Source organism: Chitinophaga sp. S165 (assembly GCF_003182155.1).
In the GTDB taxonomy this organism is placed as follows: Bacteria; Bacteroidota; Bacteroidia; order Chitinophagales; family Chitinophagaceae; genus Chitinophaga.
The window spans coordinates 281,930-297,341 of record NZ_QGTG01000005.1; the positions used below are offsets into that span (position 1 = coordinate 281,930).

Below are 15,412 nucleotides of genomic sequence, written 5' to 3' on the forward strand. Positions count from 1 at the left end.
GTATGTTAAGAAGCCTATACATAACGATCGTTCTGATGCTGTTTACAGGAGCTCTATTTGCTGCTGAGCGGAAAGACAGCCTGATCGATGAGATGATCGAAAAAGGGAGGGAGGGATTCAAAAGATTGTCTGAACAGAATAAGAAGAATGATTCCCTGGGACGTTCTGAAGAGAATGGTTATATCCTCAATATGACAACCAGGGATGGAGTACCGGAAGTAGTAGTGCTGGATAAGGAATTTATACGGCAGCGTCGCATTATCTATGACAAGGAAGATCCTAACCTTGTTAGCAGTTTTATTCTCCGGGATGACAAAACTTTAGTCGACCTCGATCAACTGTTGCGGGATTTAAATAATGCGCCGGACACAAAGATTAAGACCTATGTGTTACTTGTTGACTTTGTGCCGATGAGCTTTGAGCATTCACTGGGAAAAGATGCTACACTGGAAAAACTGCTCAGCAAGGAAAATGCCGGGACGAGGAGTGCTGCTATTGCAAATCAGGCGCTGGCAGAAGCGAGGAGCATCATAAAGGGTATTACTGGACCTATGCTTTCGGGTAGTGATAATATGACCTTGTTCTGTGGATTCATGAAATTTAAGGTCTTTATTAAAGAGAATAAAACTACCCAGTTCTATCTCTACTATCCGCATAACAACATCGATTCTGATATCTCTACTAATTACAAGGATATTCTCAAAAGTTATCTGTCTAAACTGGCTTTCCATAATGCGCCTCAGTATATGGAAGAATTTATTGAAGCAGTTGCAGGCAATAATAAAGATTACCTGAACTATCCTGCGGTGAAAGACAATATCCTGAAGATGAAGACGGCGGAAGAGATGGAAGCTTTGCTAAGCAAGGTTACGGATAATGCATATGGTGTATTTACAAGGGAACAGCGTTTATATGCCGTAAAGATGCTGGCCGGGGAACCGTTGAGCAGCTACAGGGGAGAACTGGTGGCCGGTCTGCTGGAAAAAACACCTGCTGAAGATATTGACGCTATACTGGATGCTATGTCTCTACTGAATGAACTGGCGCCCGCATCCATATCGTTCACTACACTTGAAGGAGAGCCGGCTGAATCGCCTAATATGAAGGTGGGCTGGTGCCTGTTGTCGCAGATCACCAACAATATATCAGGAAGTTTTCTAGGTTATTGTGAAGATGATGTAGCTAAGCGGTTGATGGAAAGCTTTATAAAGCTGGTGAACGGGTCCTCTCATTTTGAAAAGGATGTGGAAGACTATTATCTGGACGCGGATGCAGATAAGCGAAAAATAGTGTGGGACCGCAGTTATCTGTTGTCGCTGATGACAGACCCTCCGGCCGGCATTAATAAATACGATGTTGAACATAACATAAAAGACGGTGGTATTACATTAACAAAAGAGCAGCTGGTAGAATATAAGTACAGGAAAGGGAACTTTATATCGGAAATGGTTCTGAGCAGTCCTTTGGTGACGAGCATACTCGGAGACGCGCAGGCAAGGACCGTGATAGAATCTCCCTTACTCGAAGAGTTTGAAAGGATGGTAAATGATTCTGCTTCGTTTTTAAGTGGATTAGGGCAATATACTTCTTCTATGCCTGTTTGGGAGAAAGAAGCGCCTTTTGACCTGAAGCCGTTGCAGCTGGTATCTTTTGTAAACAGGTCAGATCTGAGCCTTTTTTCTGAGGTCTCTAATACCGGGGGGCTGCAAATCCAGATGGTGCCGGCCATTGTACTGCAATATGCCGAGGAAAAGAAGATCAGCAAGGATATCAGTAAAGGTGTAGAGATAGGATTTGATCTGATCACGGTGATCACTCCCGTGGGTGAATTAGCCTTCCTGGGTAAAACGGCAAACTATATATACAAGACGTTGGAATATGGAGGGAAGATCGTCGCTATAGGCAACCTTGCGAAGAACCTGGAAGCTTTTCCGCCGGATAGTAAAATTGCCAAAGCAATCACAAAGTGTTATGACGTTTGTATGTTGCTGCAGTTAACGAATGTGGGATTATCTCTAAGGAATGGAAGATTGGCCAAGATATCGAGGATGAAAACAGAAGAGTTCCTGAAAAGCGCCTATGATGCGGAGGCCGATCTGGCATTGTATTCCGGAAAGAATGTACCTCAGATAGAAGCCGTTAAACATATGCGTGATGAACTGGAATTATCTGGTGAGGCCGCAGGATTTGGGAAGGGCTGGTACAATCCGTTGAAGGTAGGTGTCAAAAGGGCCTTCAGTACTACCATTTCGAAATTCAAGGAACTTACCGGGCTTGTACAGAAAGAAGAAAAAGGCATTTTGAAGTTTTTGGACCAGAAAGGAAACCAGGTGGCTCATACTGCTGCTGATGGAAGCCTGGTTGTTGACCGAACAGGTAATCTGGTCAATAAAGGAGATAAGATCGAGGAGATCGTTGAAAATGCGCATTACCGGAAGGTAGAAGGGGGCGCAGAAATGACAGATGATCTGATGGTGATAAGAAAGGCTGACAATACAATTGTCTGTAAAGGAGGTTCCTGTTTCGTAGCTGGTACGCTTGTAAAAGGAACTGCAGGTGTAAAGGTAATTGAGACGATTAAGGAAAACGATATGGTACTGGGTGTAAATACGGCAACCGGCGATACTGTATGGCAGAAAGTAACCCGTGCATTCAGCAAACAGGCGGATAGGTTGATTAAGATCGTTACAGCAGGGGACACGCTGTTGTCAACACCGGAACATCCTTATCTGACAGCAGAAGGCTGGAGAAGTGCGGTTAGTATTATGAAAGGGCAGCAGTTAAAGATGGCCGGCCGTTTAATGGCAACGGTGCTGGCAGTAACACCGATGGACACATCGGCGACTGTGTATAACTTTGAGACAGCGATCACTCATAATTATTGTATAGGCAATGAAGGTGTTGTTGTACACAATGACTGTCATATTCTTCAGCAGCTCATGGCCAATGAGGATTTAAAAGAACATATTTTAAAAGGTGATCTGAGAAAACAGAAAGGTGTTCACGTGATTGAGGCGGTAGATGATATAGATGTAAGATTTGCTCCGGGAGTGACGGTAGAAACTAATGCATTAGGGGTGATGAAGGGTGATATTGAAATGCGGAAGCCTTTGCTCGACAGAGGCCAGGTAGTAGGTCACAGGTGGATGCCGAAGAAGACAGGAGGAGAACCGCAAACCTTTTTCCCAAGAGGATGGAGTATCGATAAGATCATGGAGGAGTGTGCTTCGGCAATCAGGAATCCTGCAAAATCAAATGTGGAAGGTTACACCCGTATGTTCCGCGCCAGGTCCGATAGTGGCGTCTGGATACGTTGGTTTGAAGAAAATGGTGTTATCAAATCAGTCTTTCCTGAATTTTAATAGGATGAACTGGCAGGCCGGGTACTATACCCGGCCTGTTGGTTATTATAGCGATAGCAGCGTCTGGACCAATACTTTCTTTTGTAACAGCAGGTCAATAGCGTCGGGCAGCGTTATATAGAACTTCCCCCCGTCCCCGTAATTAGGATAAAGAAAAGTGTTATTGGCGTCCCTGTCATAGAGCAGACGTGACCTGAATTGGAAATCGCCTCCGATGCAAGCGAATTCCTCACCGTCATAATCGTCAAAGCCTGCAAGCTCGTTCATGATATAGTCACGCGTTTTTTCAGGTTCGTTTGCTTCAATAAAAGTCTGCATTTTTTCAAGGTTGCTGATCTCTTCATCGATATCTGCCAACTGAAATGTGTTCAGGTATTCGCCCAGTTGGAAATAGCCGTCTGCAGCCTCCTTGAAATAGAATAGTTTGTTTTCTGTCCAGTACAGACCTTTTGTTACTTCCAGTAATTTCATTTGTATGCCTGAGGGTTTATGGGTGGAATATAGTTAATCTGTGGAAATAAAACGGTATGCCTTGCATGTTGTGATATATAGGATTCCTTTTTGCCAACTTTAACCTGCTTTCATAGAAATACTTATATGTTTTATAGAAAATATTGTTAATATTAAACTTTATATCAGATCAACAGATGGCAAAATATCTGGACTTTTTACAACAATATGCGAAGCACCTGGGTGATCCTCAGGGAGTTAGTGAGACCGAGATCAAGGCGATCGAACAGCAGTTTAATGTTAAGCTGCCTTTAGCCTATGTAGAATTTATCTCCATTTTTGGTAAAAAGAGGGGACGTATCCTTAGAAATTATTCCAGCGAAGTAGCATACCTGGCACAAAACAGGAAAGATGCTGTTAAAGCATTGGGCAGTATGGGGAACGGTACTTTTACAATTAAAGACAGCCATTTCTTCTTTGGGCAATGGCAGGAACTTTCTTCTTATTTTTTTGATTGTGAACAGCTGGAAGACGATCCTCCGGTATATGTGCTCGATGCAGGTAAAGCCGACGTTTTCAAACCTTCATTTTCGCAACTGATCAGGGAAGAGTTGAATAAGGTATTGAAGTTTGATGGGGTTATCAAGAAATAGGGGTATTGTTACCGCACTTTACTTACATCTTTTAACTGTACCAATTCCGGCGTCAAACAGATGGCCAGGCAAAATACGGCCGGCGGTGCATCTGTCCCATGCATATTAAATGCAATAGTATCGCCCAGGCTGATCTCAGCCGGTAGCACAGTTGTAATGGTGCTGTCTGTGCCAATAATGTTGACCTTGTAAAGTCTGCCGCCTTCTGCAGAAGAACAGCAATTGTCCGCCGCTGACACGATCCCCCTGAAAGATTTATTAGTTTCCTTTGAGCATGATAAGCTCAGTATAAGGATACAAAAAGCAAAGAACTGTTTCATTTCATGTAGTCTGGTTGATAACTCGGGTATAGATGACTGTATAACGGGGATGCAAAGGAAAAGTTACAGAGATGAACAGACGTCTGGATGAACGGAATGTTTTCTATAAATTTATCTACGCACATGATAAATACAAATCTAACAGAAGAGGAAGCTATAGCATTGCAGCAGCAGCTAAGAGGACAGGTGATACAGTCAGACCGGTTGCCTGCAGATATAAAACTGATCGCTGGAGTAGATGTGGAATACGATAAGAACAGCGATGTGATTGCAGGTGCTTTTGTTTTGCTCGACTATAACACGCTGGAAGTAGTGGAGGTAGCAACGCATTGTATGGAGGTAACATTCCCGTATATCCCTGGTTTGTTTTCATTCAGAGAAATGCCCGTGTTACTTGAGGCATGGAAGAAGTTGCAGCAACATCCTGATATTATCATCTGTGATGGACAAGGAAGAGCTCATCCGCGCCGTTTCGGTCTTGCGTGCCATATGGGTGTGCTGTTGGACATACCTACGTTGGGATGTGGCAAAACAAGATTATCCGGAAAGTATGAAGAGCTATCTGCTGAACGTGGTGCTGTCAGCGCTTTGCTGGCAGAAGAAGATGGCGAGCATATTGGAAATGCACTGCGTACACAAAAGGGTATCAGCCCGGTGTTTGTGTCTGTAGGGCATAAGATCTCACTGGAAACCGCTACGCAGCTGGTGTTGAAGATGTGTATAGAATATCGTTTGCCGGAAACGACCCGCAAGGCAGACCATTATGGAAGAGAGGCGTTCCTCGCTTATAAGGCAGGAGCAGGTAGCTGATAGGAATAAACAGCAACACTATTTTCCCGATACAGTTAGTGCAACATAAAGATTATTCTGCTATCTTACCAGCAAGGCAAAGATTCAACCAGAACCAAATCGTTTATGTAAATGAAACAGAGGCTCCTGTCGCTCGACTTTTTCAGGGGTTTGACCGTTGCAGCTATGATCCTGGTCAATAACCCGGGAAGCTGGTCTTACATCTATCCCCCGCTGGAACATTCAAAATGGAACGGCTGTACACCCACCGACCTGGTATTTCCTTTCTTCCTGTTCATGGTAGGGGTGTCTGTCACCTTTGCTTTGACTAGTCGCAGGGACGATGCGGCGGGACATACAAAACTCATCATTCACATTTTCCGCAGAGCGGCTATTTTATTTGCTATCGGATGGGCCTTTCGCCTGATCCCTTCCTTTGACTTTTATAATCTAAGGATCTTAGGGGTTTTACAGCGCATTGCGATCGTTTTCCTGGTGATCTCGCTACTCTACCTCAAAACGGGTACTAAGGCCCGTATATGGCTTTGTTTTGCATTTCTGATCATATACTGGCTGCTCATGACGGTAGTCCCTGTTCCGGGATATGGGCCGGCTAACCTCGAGCCGGGCACTAACCTGGCTGCATGGCTGGACCGCACAGTAATGGGAGAGCGGCATTTATGGCGGCAGGCACGGACCTGGGACCCCGAGGGAATACTCAGTACACTACCGGCTATTTCAACAGGCTTGTTAGGAATTATGACGGGCGACTGGTTGCGCCGAAAAGACAAAGCAGACGCAGAAAAGGTATCATGGCTGTTTTCAGCTGGCTTCCTGTCTGTGTTGGCAGGGTTGATATGGGATGGATTTTTCCCTATCAACAAATCACTCTGGACAAGCTCTTTTGTACTCTATACCGGCGGACTGGCAGCGATGGGACTGGCATTGTCGTATTGGCTCATTGATGTACAGAAATACCAGCGCTTAACGCCGCCTTTTGTAGCGTTTGGCAGGAACGCCATCACAGCTTATGTATTATCGGGCGCCATTCCTATGATATTTAAAGGGATGTCGGGTGGAATGTTCAGGTGGTATTCGGGGATCTTTTCTACTCTTGATGCCTCGCTTGCTGCAGCTATTACGCTTGTGTTACTGATGTTCATACCAGTATGGATCATGTATAAAAAGAATATCATAGTAAAAATCTGAAGTGGAACGAAAATGTTACCACAGGCCGGTATTTTTTTGTATTATTAAGGAATCGTCTTCCTAAACTTTACTGCCAATGCAATCGGAGAGTCACGTGTTATGGTGGAATGCGTTTAAACAGGGGGATTGGGACGCTTTTACTGCACTCTACGGCGAATTTTACGAACTGTTGAACAATTACGGCCGCAAGTTTACGCAGGACGCGGACCTGATCCAGGATGTAGTACATGATCTTTTTGTGAGATTATGGACGACCCGTACACGGCTGGGCAATCCCGCCTCTGTGAAAAACTACCTGTATAAAGCATTGCGCTCCACACTGTTCCGCAAAATACAATCCCTGTCAAAGTTTGTGGAGCTGGATAATGCCTCCGGACAGGGAGGGTTTGCAGTAAATTTTATACCCGATGCTTCTTTCCGCCAGGAAGAACAGGAACTCAGGAACCAGGTCATTGCCCTGGTCAATACATTACCTGCGCGCCAGCAGGAAATCATCTTTCTCCGCTTTTATGAAGGAATGTCCTATGAGGAAATAGCAGTCATTATGGACATCAATATGAGCTCAACCTACAAGTTATTATATAAAGCCCTCGATAACCTGCAAAAGGTGTCAGATAAGCGTTTCCTGACCTTCTTAACCATACTCTTTTTCCTTTCCAGAAATTTTTCAAAAAAAATTATGATACCGGAGGGATAATTTCCACCATGTCATGTCTAATAGTAGTAAATCGGGGATATCGTGATGAACAATGAGAAATACGTAACATACAGATTAGAGGACTTCCTGGACGACGATGCCTTTATTAAATGGGTGTCAGGAAAAGAACAGGACGCCCTTGCCGCAAAGTTCTGGAGCGAGTTCCCTTCACAGTACCCATCCGCTGCCGCCAATTTTGATTTTGCTGTCAGTGTGATCCGTACTTACCGCTCTCAGGAAGTCTGGGAGAACAAGGATAATAAAGCGCACGTGCTTGAAAGGATCACTGCTACAATAGAAGCAAACAATAACCGGCGTCCGGCACTGGTGCGCAGAATGAGCACCTGGATGAGAGCTGCGGTTATCGTACTGATCGTTGCCGCAGGTGGTTACCTTGTCTATAATAAGTTTGGTAAACCTTCACAGGAAGTGATCGCTACCGGATATGGAGAAAAGAGAACGATCACACTGCCGGACCATTCGGTTGTAACACTGAATGCTTCTTCTGCCATTACTTTCAATGAGAAGTGGGATACAACTTCCGCCAGGGAAGTGTGGGTAGACGGAGAAGCCTTTTTTGATGTGAAACACCTGAACAGGGATACCGCTGACATAAGACCCGGCCAGCGATTCCTGGTGCACAGCAATGGCCTTACAATAGAGGTATTGGGAACATCCTTTAATGTAAGAAGCCGTCACGGAAAAACCAAAGTAGGATTGGTAACAGGAAAGATCCAGGTAGGATTTGGCACGAAAGCAGCTCCTGAAGCAGTGGTAATGTTACCGGGCGATTATATTGAGTACGCCGATAACCACGTATTACTAACTAAAAAAATAGACAAGCCAGAAACAATTAAACGTTGGACACAGGTACCGCTAACGTTTACAGATGCCACGTTAAACGAAATTATAGAAACATTACAAGACAATTATGGTTACACTGTAAAAGTCGGTGAACAATCAATTAAAAAGCTAAAGATCGAGGGAGATATCAACGTAGCCAACGTAGAAGAACTATTGACTGTAATTACCACGACGCTTAACGTCAAAATACAACAGCCTTCCGAGAAAGAGCTTGTCATTACTTCAGGAAAATAACAGCAGGAAAACGCGACGACGCGGGAAAAACTAGGACTCGTAAAAAAAAAAGAATGAACATTTTGAACCAAAATCTCGTTTTGGGGCTGCTCTCTTGTGCCCTGTTGCCAGGTATTGCCATATCTGCCAGCGCACAGACGTCCCCTGTGTACGCCATGCGGCAATCTGATAAGATCCCTGTAAAACATGTATCCGCAACTGTATCCCTGAAAGAAGCTTTAATAAAGCTGAAGAAATTCCAGAATATCCGTATTGCTTACAAAGAGGGACTGCTGGATGGAAAAGTAATATCCGCCGCAATAGTCGAGAAGGCAGAACATCTGGATGCAGAAGCTGCCCTGAAGCTGCTGTTGTCTGATTTCTCACTGGCCTACATGCGGGTTAATAAAACACAATATTCTATATACGTGCCAACAGCGGCTACCTTACTGAATGTAAACAGTCTGCTGGCAGATAAATTAAAAGGTAAAGTAACAGGTCCCGACGGTGCTCCTATTCCCGGTGCAAGCATTGTGCTCAAAGGCAATTCATCAGTAGCTGCTATGGCTGCAGCTGATGGTAGCTTTGAACTGAACCTCAAGGGCGCTACTCCTCCTTTCGTACTGGTGGTTAGCTCTATGGGCTTTGCCAAACAGGAAGTGAACGTAACAGATGCAGCCGCTCCTCTAACAGTGAGCCTTGCTGAATCAAATGAGTCATTGTCTGAAGTAGTTGTAACCGCACTTGGTATCAAAAAAGAGAAAAAGGCGCTGGTATACGCAGTGACAGAAGTAAAAGGCAGTGAGTTCACCCAGGCGCGTGAAGTGAACATCGCGAATGCATTGAGCGGAAAGATAGCAGGTGTGAATGCTACCAGTCTGGCCAGTGGTCCGGGTGGTTCCAGCCGCGTGATCATCCGTGGTAACAGCTCACTGGGTAGCGAAAACCAGCCTTTGTATGTAGTGAATGGTATGCCGATCGATAATACAACACCAGGTGGTGCGCCTACTACAGGTGGTGGTGGTCAGAACGTGGACAGAGGTGATGGTATCGGTGGTATCAACCCTGACGATATTGAGACCATCAGTGTATTGAAAGGTGGATCTGCTGCGGCTCTCTACGGCTCCCGTGCTGCAAACGGTGTTATCCTCATCACTACTAAAAAAGGTCGTGCACGTAAAGGTATTGGTGTGGATTACAATACGACCATGACACTTGAAACACCATCTGTAAAACCAGACTGGCAGTATGAATATGGCCAGGGCGATAAAGGCCTGAAACCTACATCACAGGCAGAAGCCATTACTTATGGCCGCCGTTCATGGGGTACTAAAATGGATGGTACGGAATACATCGCTTTTGATGGTAAAATGCATACCTACTCCCCGCAGAGAGATAATATTAAAAACTTCTACCGTACAGGATCTACTTATACAAATACAGTAGCATTTAACGGTGGCAGTGATGCAATAAATTTCCGCTTCTCGCTCTCTAATACTAACAGTAAAAGTATTGTTCCTAATTCAAAGTTCGATAAGAAGATCGCGAACCTGAATCTGAATGCTTTCCTGGGTAAAAAACTGAGCATAGAAGCTGTAGCGCAATATAATGTTGAGAATGCAACCAACCGCTCCAGTTCCGGGGATGCTACCGGCAACCCTAACTGGGGCGTTTACATGATCGCTAACACAGTAGATATCCGTGCGCTCGATCCCGGTTATGATGAGACAGGCCGTGAGATCCAGTGGAATGAAACAGCATATGCGTCTAACCCGTATTTTGTTATCAACAGGTTTAAGAATAACGATACTAAAAACCGCTTTATCGGTCAGGCAAGTGTGAAGTATGATCTGTTGAAGAACCTGTATGTAAAAGGTACTGTAAGCCGTGACTTCTTTAACTTCAACTATGTAGGTATCCTGCCTACAGGTACAGTATATACAACCGGTGCAGCAGGTGAGTACAGCGAATTGAGGAATGCAGTAGCAGAAACCAACTCTATGGCAACTGCTAACTACAATACAAAGATTGCCGGTACTATTGGTGTGAACGCACTGGCTGGTGTAAATGCCCGCCGCTACAATTCTAACCAGACCGCTATCACCGGTACACAGTTCATTATTCCATTCTTTTACAGCTCTACCAACCTGACCACTTCGACTACTACGCCTACAAGGAATAAGATAGCGACCAACTCAGTGTTCGGTTCCGTAGACCTGGATTATAAATCTGTCATTTTCCTGAACTTCACCGGCCGTCAGGATTGGTTCTCTACACTCAGTCCGCAGAGCAACAGCATCTTCTATCCATCTGTAGGAGGTACATTCATTCTGTCAGATGCTGTGAAGATGCCTAAAGTCATCAGCTTTGCGAAACTGCGCTCTTCATGGGCACAGGTAGGCGGTGCTACTCCTGATCCTTATATCCTGAACCAGACCTATTCCATGGTACAAGGTGGGCATCTGGGCCGTCCGGTACAACAGATCACACAATCAAACGGTGTCAACCTGGTAACTAACTCCAATCTGAAACCGCTGACCTCTACCACTTTTGAAGTAGGTGGTGAGGCACAGTTCTTCAATAACAGATTGGGCATTGACCTGACCTATTATAAGAAACAAACGACTGACGATATCGTGAGCACGGCAGTATCTACCGCTTCTGGTTATAACAATGCATTGCTAAACGTAGGTAAGTTATCCAATAAGGGAATTGAGTTGCTGTTGACAGGTACGCCTATAAAGAGAAAGGACTTCGGATGGTCTGTGAGCTACAATATGGCATATAACAAAAGCAGGGTAGAGCAGCTGGCAGCAGGGCTTACAACATTACAGATGGCGACGAGTGTGGGTAGCTGGGCATTTGTTCACAACACGGTAGGACAGCCATATGGTGTTATCCAGGGATATACTACAGTAAAGAATGCGAAGGGACAGACTGTTTATAATAGCACAACAGGTTACGAACAAAAGAGTGACCTGATGCCTCTTGGCAATGGTGTGCCGCCACTAACAATGGGCCTGAGCAATACATTTACTTACAAACGTTTGTCGCTCGACGTCTTACTGGACGGTAAATTTGGTAACAAAGTATTCTCCGTAACTGACGTATATGCTACACGTTTCGGTCTGCATAAGAAAACACTGGCAGGGAGGGAAAACGGTCTTGAGCTGAATGGTGTGGATGAGAAGGGCAATGAATATCATAATACGATCCCTGTAGAGAATCTTCGTCTATACTACGATAACACCAAGAACTACACAGACCAGTTCCTGTTTGATGGAAGCTTCGTAAAACTGCGCCAGGTGATCTTCAGTTATCAGATCCCTGTACAACATCTGAAAGTGGTACAGAGTGCTTCCCTCTCTTTTGTAGCACGTAACCTGGCCATCCTGTATAAAAAGACAGACAACTTCGATCCGGAATCCAGCTACACGAATGGTAATGCACAAGGCTTTGAGGCGTTTGGTATTCCCCGTACAAGAAGCTTTGGTGTGAACCTGATGGTGAAATTCTAATCTATTAAAACTACTATGGATGAAAATGCGCTTTAACTTTCTAATATATACAGCCGTTGCGGCAATGCTGACTTTCCAGGCCTGCGATAAAGGATTTGAAGAAATGAACGTCAATCCTGATGCATCACCGGTGGTACAGCCTGAATACATGTTCAGTAAGGCTTTGCTGGACGCATTTGGTAATAGCTACTTCTCTACGACTGTACTGGCCTGTGGCGGCTCAATGCAGCACTTTGCCACTTACAAAGACGTACCTGGTATCGGTGATAAATATTATTTCCAGCAGGGTACTTATCCATATGATTATTTCACAACAGGGTATACGACAGCTGTTAACGAAATAGCTACTACTATCAGCGCACTGGATGCAGACAATCCTGCGAATGCAAACAAGCTGGCAATTGCCCGCATCTTCAGGGTGTATATCATGCACAGAATAACAGATCTGTATGGGGATATTCCTTATTCAGCTTCTGTAAAAGGATATACAGAGAATAACTTCACGCCTAAGTATGATACGCAGCAAGATATCTATGCAGATATGCTGAAAGAACTGGACGAAGCAACCGCCAAACTGGATCCTGCTGTAGCTAGTTTTGGTCCCGGCGACTTCATTTACTCCGGAGATGTGAATAGGTGGAAGAAGCTCGGTTATTCCCTGATGCTGCGTTTAGGTATGCGATTGTCAAGGAAGGCCCCTGATGTGGCTGAAAACTGGGTGAAAAAGGCCATAGCAGGTGGCGTGATCACAGCTGACGGAGACATTGCCACGATGAAGTATGTAGATGGTTCGCAAGCCATCAACCGTAATCCGGCAGCCGCCAGCATGTTGTCTAACGACTATGCGGTGGCCAATGGGAACAGTAATACAGAGGGTGGAAAACTGGCTAAGACATTCATAGATGCATTAAAGGCCAACAATGACCCCCGTTTAAATGTTATTGCTATAGTATGGAATAATGGAAAAGCAGATACCAGTACAGCACTCCAGAAAGGCATGCCAAACGGCTTGCTGAACAAGCCGGCTGATTTCCCTGGTCTTTCTGAGCCGAATCCGGCCACTATCCTCCAGTATAATGCACCTTTCATCATGATGAGCGCTGCGGAAGTGAACCTATTACTGGCAGAAGCGGGCGTAAACGGCTGGTGGGAGGGAAGTGCGGCAGGAGCATTCTCTGATGCAATAGGCGCTTCTATGCGTAACTGGGCCTTGTTTGGCAGTGGGGGAGTGATCGCTCCGGAGAAGATCAGCGCTTACCAGGCGGCACATCCGCTGACCGGCAATGCGGAAGCAATGAAGGCCATGATCGGACAGGAAAAATGGGTATCTTTATTCCTGGATGAACAGGAGATACACGCTAACTGGCGCCGTACAGGATATCCTGCATTGACCCCAGTGAATATTCCGGGTAATACTACCGGAGGCACTATACCCCGACGCCTGTTATATCCGCCTTCCGAAGAAAGTGTAAACAGCGCCAGCCTGGCAGAAGCAATCAGCAGACAGGGACCAAATCTCATGACTACCCGCGTATGGTGGGATAAACAATAATCTACCCTTATCTCAAACTAACTCAAATCATGCAAAACCAGAGAAGATCCGTATTAAAAAAGATGGCCGCTACACTGGCTGGTATAACAGGTATTAATGCATTAGCGAAAGCAGCAGCGCCGGCATTACCGGAAAGCACTCCGCAGGGAGACGTGATCTATGACCAGGAGATACCGCTGTTCTCAAGCTTCAGAGTACATGGTAATACAGTCTACGTTTCAGGTATAGGCGCCCACTTTGAAGGCGATATCAAAGCGCATACGGACCATGTCTTAAAGGAAATGGAAAAAGTACTGATCAAGGCCGGTTCATCTATGGACAAAGTGCTGAAAGTAAGCGTATTCCTGCATGATCTGAACGATTACAAAGCGATGAATGATGTGTTTAGGGGACGGTTCGGTAGCAATCCGCCTGTCCGTACCACAGTAGCAGTATATGGAGGTGTACCCGGCGATTCTCTCGTAGAGATGGATTGTATCGCTGCCCTCTAGGGAAACGTTTTTCTTTACTCTTTTCTTTTTTACATATGAAACGCAGAGACTTGCTGAAGAATATGTCTGCAATCCCCGTATTCGGGGCATTTGCAGGCAGTGCTAAACTATTGCCCATAATGGACGGATCAGCGGAAGCTGAAGCAGCGGCGGGCAAAGATTACTTTAAGGAATTAGGCATCCGCACCTTTATCAATGCAGCCGGTACATATACCTTTATGACAGGCTCACTGATGCGGGATGAAGTGATGAGCGCTATTAACTATGCATCGAAGGAATATGTACTATTGGATGAATTGCAGGATAAGGTAGGGGCACGTATCGCTAAGCTGTTACGTTGTGAGTATGCAACGGTTACATCCGGTGCAGCAGCAGCAATGACATTGGGTGCAGCAGGCGTATTGACCGGGATGGATGAAAAGAAAGTAGCGCAGCTGCCTTTCCTGGAAGGCACAGATATGAAAAGGGAAGTGATCATACAGAAAGCACATGATATTGCTTACGCACATGCATTGAAAAATGTAGGGTTGCAGATCGTGTATGTGGAGAGCCGTGAAGAGCTGGAGAAAGCCATTACGGACAAAACAGGCCTGATGTATTTTCTCAATGCCAACAACTTTGAAGGCAAGGTACAGGTGGAAGAGTTCCTGAAAATAGCTCAGGCGCATAATATTCCTACGATGATAGACTGTGCTGCAGACGTACCTCCCGTAGAAAACCTGTTTAAGTATACGGAGATGGGGTATGACCTTGTATGCTTTTCCGGAGGAAAAGGCATTCGTGGTCCGCAGAGCGCGGGACTGCTGCTGGGCAGGAAAAAATATATTGAAGCTGGCAGATTAAGCGCGCCTCCCCGTGGTAATACGATAGGCAGAGGGCTTAAGGTAAATAAAGAAGAGATATTAGGCATGCTGGTGGCGTTGGAAACATATCTGGCCACCGACCATGCTAAAGAATGGAAAATGTGGGAGGCGCAAATTAAGCTGATCAGCGATGCAGTGAAAACTGTATCTGGCGTGGAAACTAAAGTAGTGGTGCCTCCGGTGGCAAACCATATACCTACGCTGCACATTTCCTGGGACCCGAAAAAGATCCCTGCCACAGCAGCCGAGATCCGGGAGAAACTCCGGAGTGGTAACCCATCTATAGAAGTAGCCGACGGCGCCAATCAGCATACCTTTAATGTTACAACCTGGATGCTGGTGCCGGGACAAGAGAAGATCGTAGCAACACAACTGAAAAAAGTGCTGACAGAAAAGGCACTGTCCGAAAATCATGGTTGATAAATGGTGTG

Annotated in this window: 12 protein-coding genes; 10 read left to right on the plus strand and 2 right to left on the minus strand. The window is 45.4% G+C overall.

The genetic code is table 11. The annotated features are described in order from the left end of the window. Positions 1 to 2: 2 nt before the first annotated feature. The gene (locus C7475_RS20495; RefSeq protein WP_110055254.1) at positions 3 to 3,362 is read left to right on the plus strand and encodes a polymorphic toxin-type HINT domain-containing protein; all 3,360 of its coding nucleotides are present in this window, start codon (positions 3 to 5) and stop codon (positions 3,360 to 3,362) included. Positions 3,363 to 3,407: 45 nt separating this feature from the next. On the opposite strand, the gene C7475_RS20500 is transcribed toward C7475_RS20495, so the two are convergent. Further along, complete coding sequence (locus C7475_RS20500; RefSeq protein WP_110055255.1) at positions 3,408 to 3,833, minus strand: hypothetical protein; 426 nt, start codon at positions 3,831 to 3,833, stop codon at positions 3,408 to 3,410. A 176-nt stretch (positions 3,834 to 4,009) separates the two neighbouring features. Here C7475_RS20500 and C7475_RS20505 point away from each other — a divergent pair, with 176 nt between their 5' ends. Then, entirely contained in the window at positions 4,010 to 4,465 is a 456-nt protein-coding gene (locus C7475_RS20505) for an SMI1/KNR4 family protein (protein WP_110055256.1), read from the plus strand. Positions 4,466 to 4,473: 8 nt separating this feature from the next. Here C7475_RS20505 and C7475_RS20510 read toward each other — a convergent pair whose 3' ends face one another. Next, entirely contained in the window at positions 4,474 to 4,785 is a 312-nt protein-coding gene (locus C7475_RS20510) for a hypothetical protein (RefSeq protein WP_110055257.1), read from the minus strand. 123 nt (positions 4,786 to 4,908) lie between these two features. Here C7475_RS20510 and nfi point away from each other — a divergent pair, with 123 nt between their 5' ends. The 8 genes from nfi to C7475_RS20550 all read left to right on the plus strand — a co-directional run bounded on the left by nfi (position 4,909) and on the right by C7475_RS20550 (position 15,401). Continuing rightward, positions 4,909 to 5,595 (plus strand): deoxyribonuclease V, encoded by a 687-nt coding sequence (gene nfi, locus C7475_RS20515; protein WP_110055422.1) that lies wholly within the window; start codon positions 4,909 to 4,911, stop codon positions 5,593 to 5,595. A 111-nt stretch (positions 5,596 to 5,706) separates the two neighbouring features. Then, positions 5,707 to 6,783, plus strand: a complete 1,077-nt coding sequence (locus C7475_RS20520; protein ID WP_110055258.1) for an acyltransferase family protein — start codon at positions 5,707 to 5,709, stop codon at positions 6,781 to 6,783. A gap of 76 nt (positions 6,784 to 6,859) precedes the next feature. Next, complete coding sequence (locus C7475_RS20525) at positions 6,860 to 7,480, plus strand: RNA polymerase sigma factor (RefSeq protein ID WP_110055259.1); 621 nt, start codon at positions 6,860 to 6,862, stop codon at positions 7,478 to 7,480. Positions 7,481 to 7,525: 45 nt separating this feature from the next. Continuing rightward, the gene (locus tag C7475_RS20530; RefSeq protein ID WP_110055260.1) at positions 7,526 to 8,578 is read left to right on the plus strand and encodes a FecR family protein; all 1,053 of its coding nucleotides are present in this window, start codon (positions 7,526 to 7,528) and stop codon (positions 8,576 to 8,578) included. Positions 8,579 to 8,631: 53 nt separating this feature from the next. Further along, entirely contained in the window at positions 8,632 to 12,075 is a 3,444-nt protein-coding gene (locus tag C7475_RS20535; protein ID WP_110055261.1) for a SusC/RagA family TonB-linked outer membrane protein, read from the plus strand. Between the two features lie 19 nt (positions 12,076 to 12,094). Further along, a complete protein-coding gene (locus C7475_RS20540; RefSeq protein ID WP_110055262.1) occupies positions 12,095 to 13,627 on the plus strand; it encodes a SusD/RagB family nutrient-binding outer membrane lipoprotein in 1,533 nt (510 codons plus the stop codon). A gap of 29 nt (positions 13,628 to 13,656) precedes the next feature. Continuing rightward, entirely contained in the window at positions 13,657 to 14,118 is a 462-nt protein-coding gene (locus C7475_RS20545; RefSeq protein ID WP_110055263.1) for a RidA family protein, read from the plus strand. Positions 14,119 to 14,153: 35 nt separating this feature from the next. Next, the gene (locus C7475_RS20550; protein ID WP_110055264.1) at positions 14,154 to 15,401 is read left to right on the plus strand and encodes an aminotransferase class V-fold PLP-dependent enzyme; all 1,248 of its coding nucleotides are present in this window, start codon (positions 14,154 to 14,156) and stop codon (positions 15,399 to 15,401) included. Positions 15,402 to 15,412: the final 11 nt, after the last annotated feature.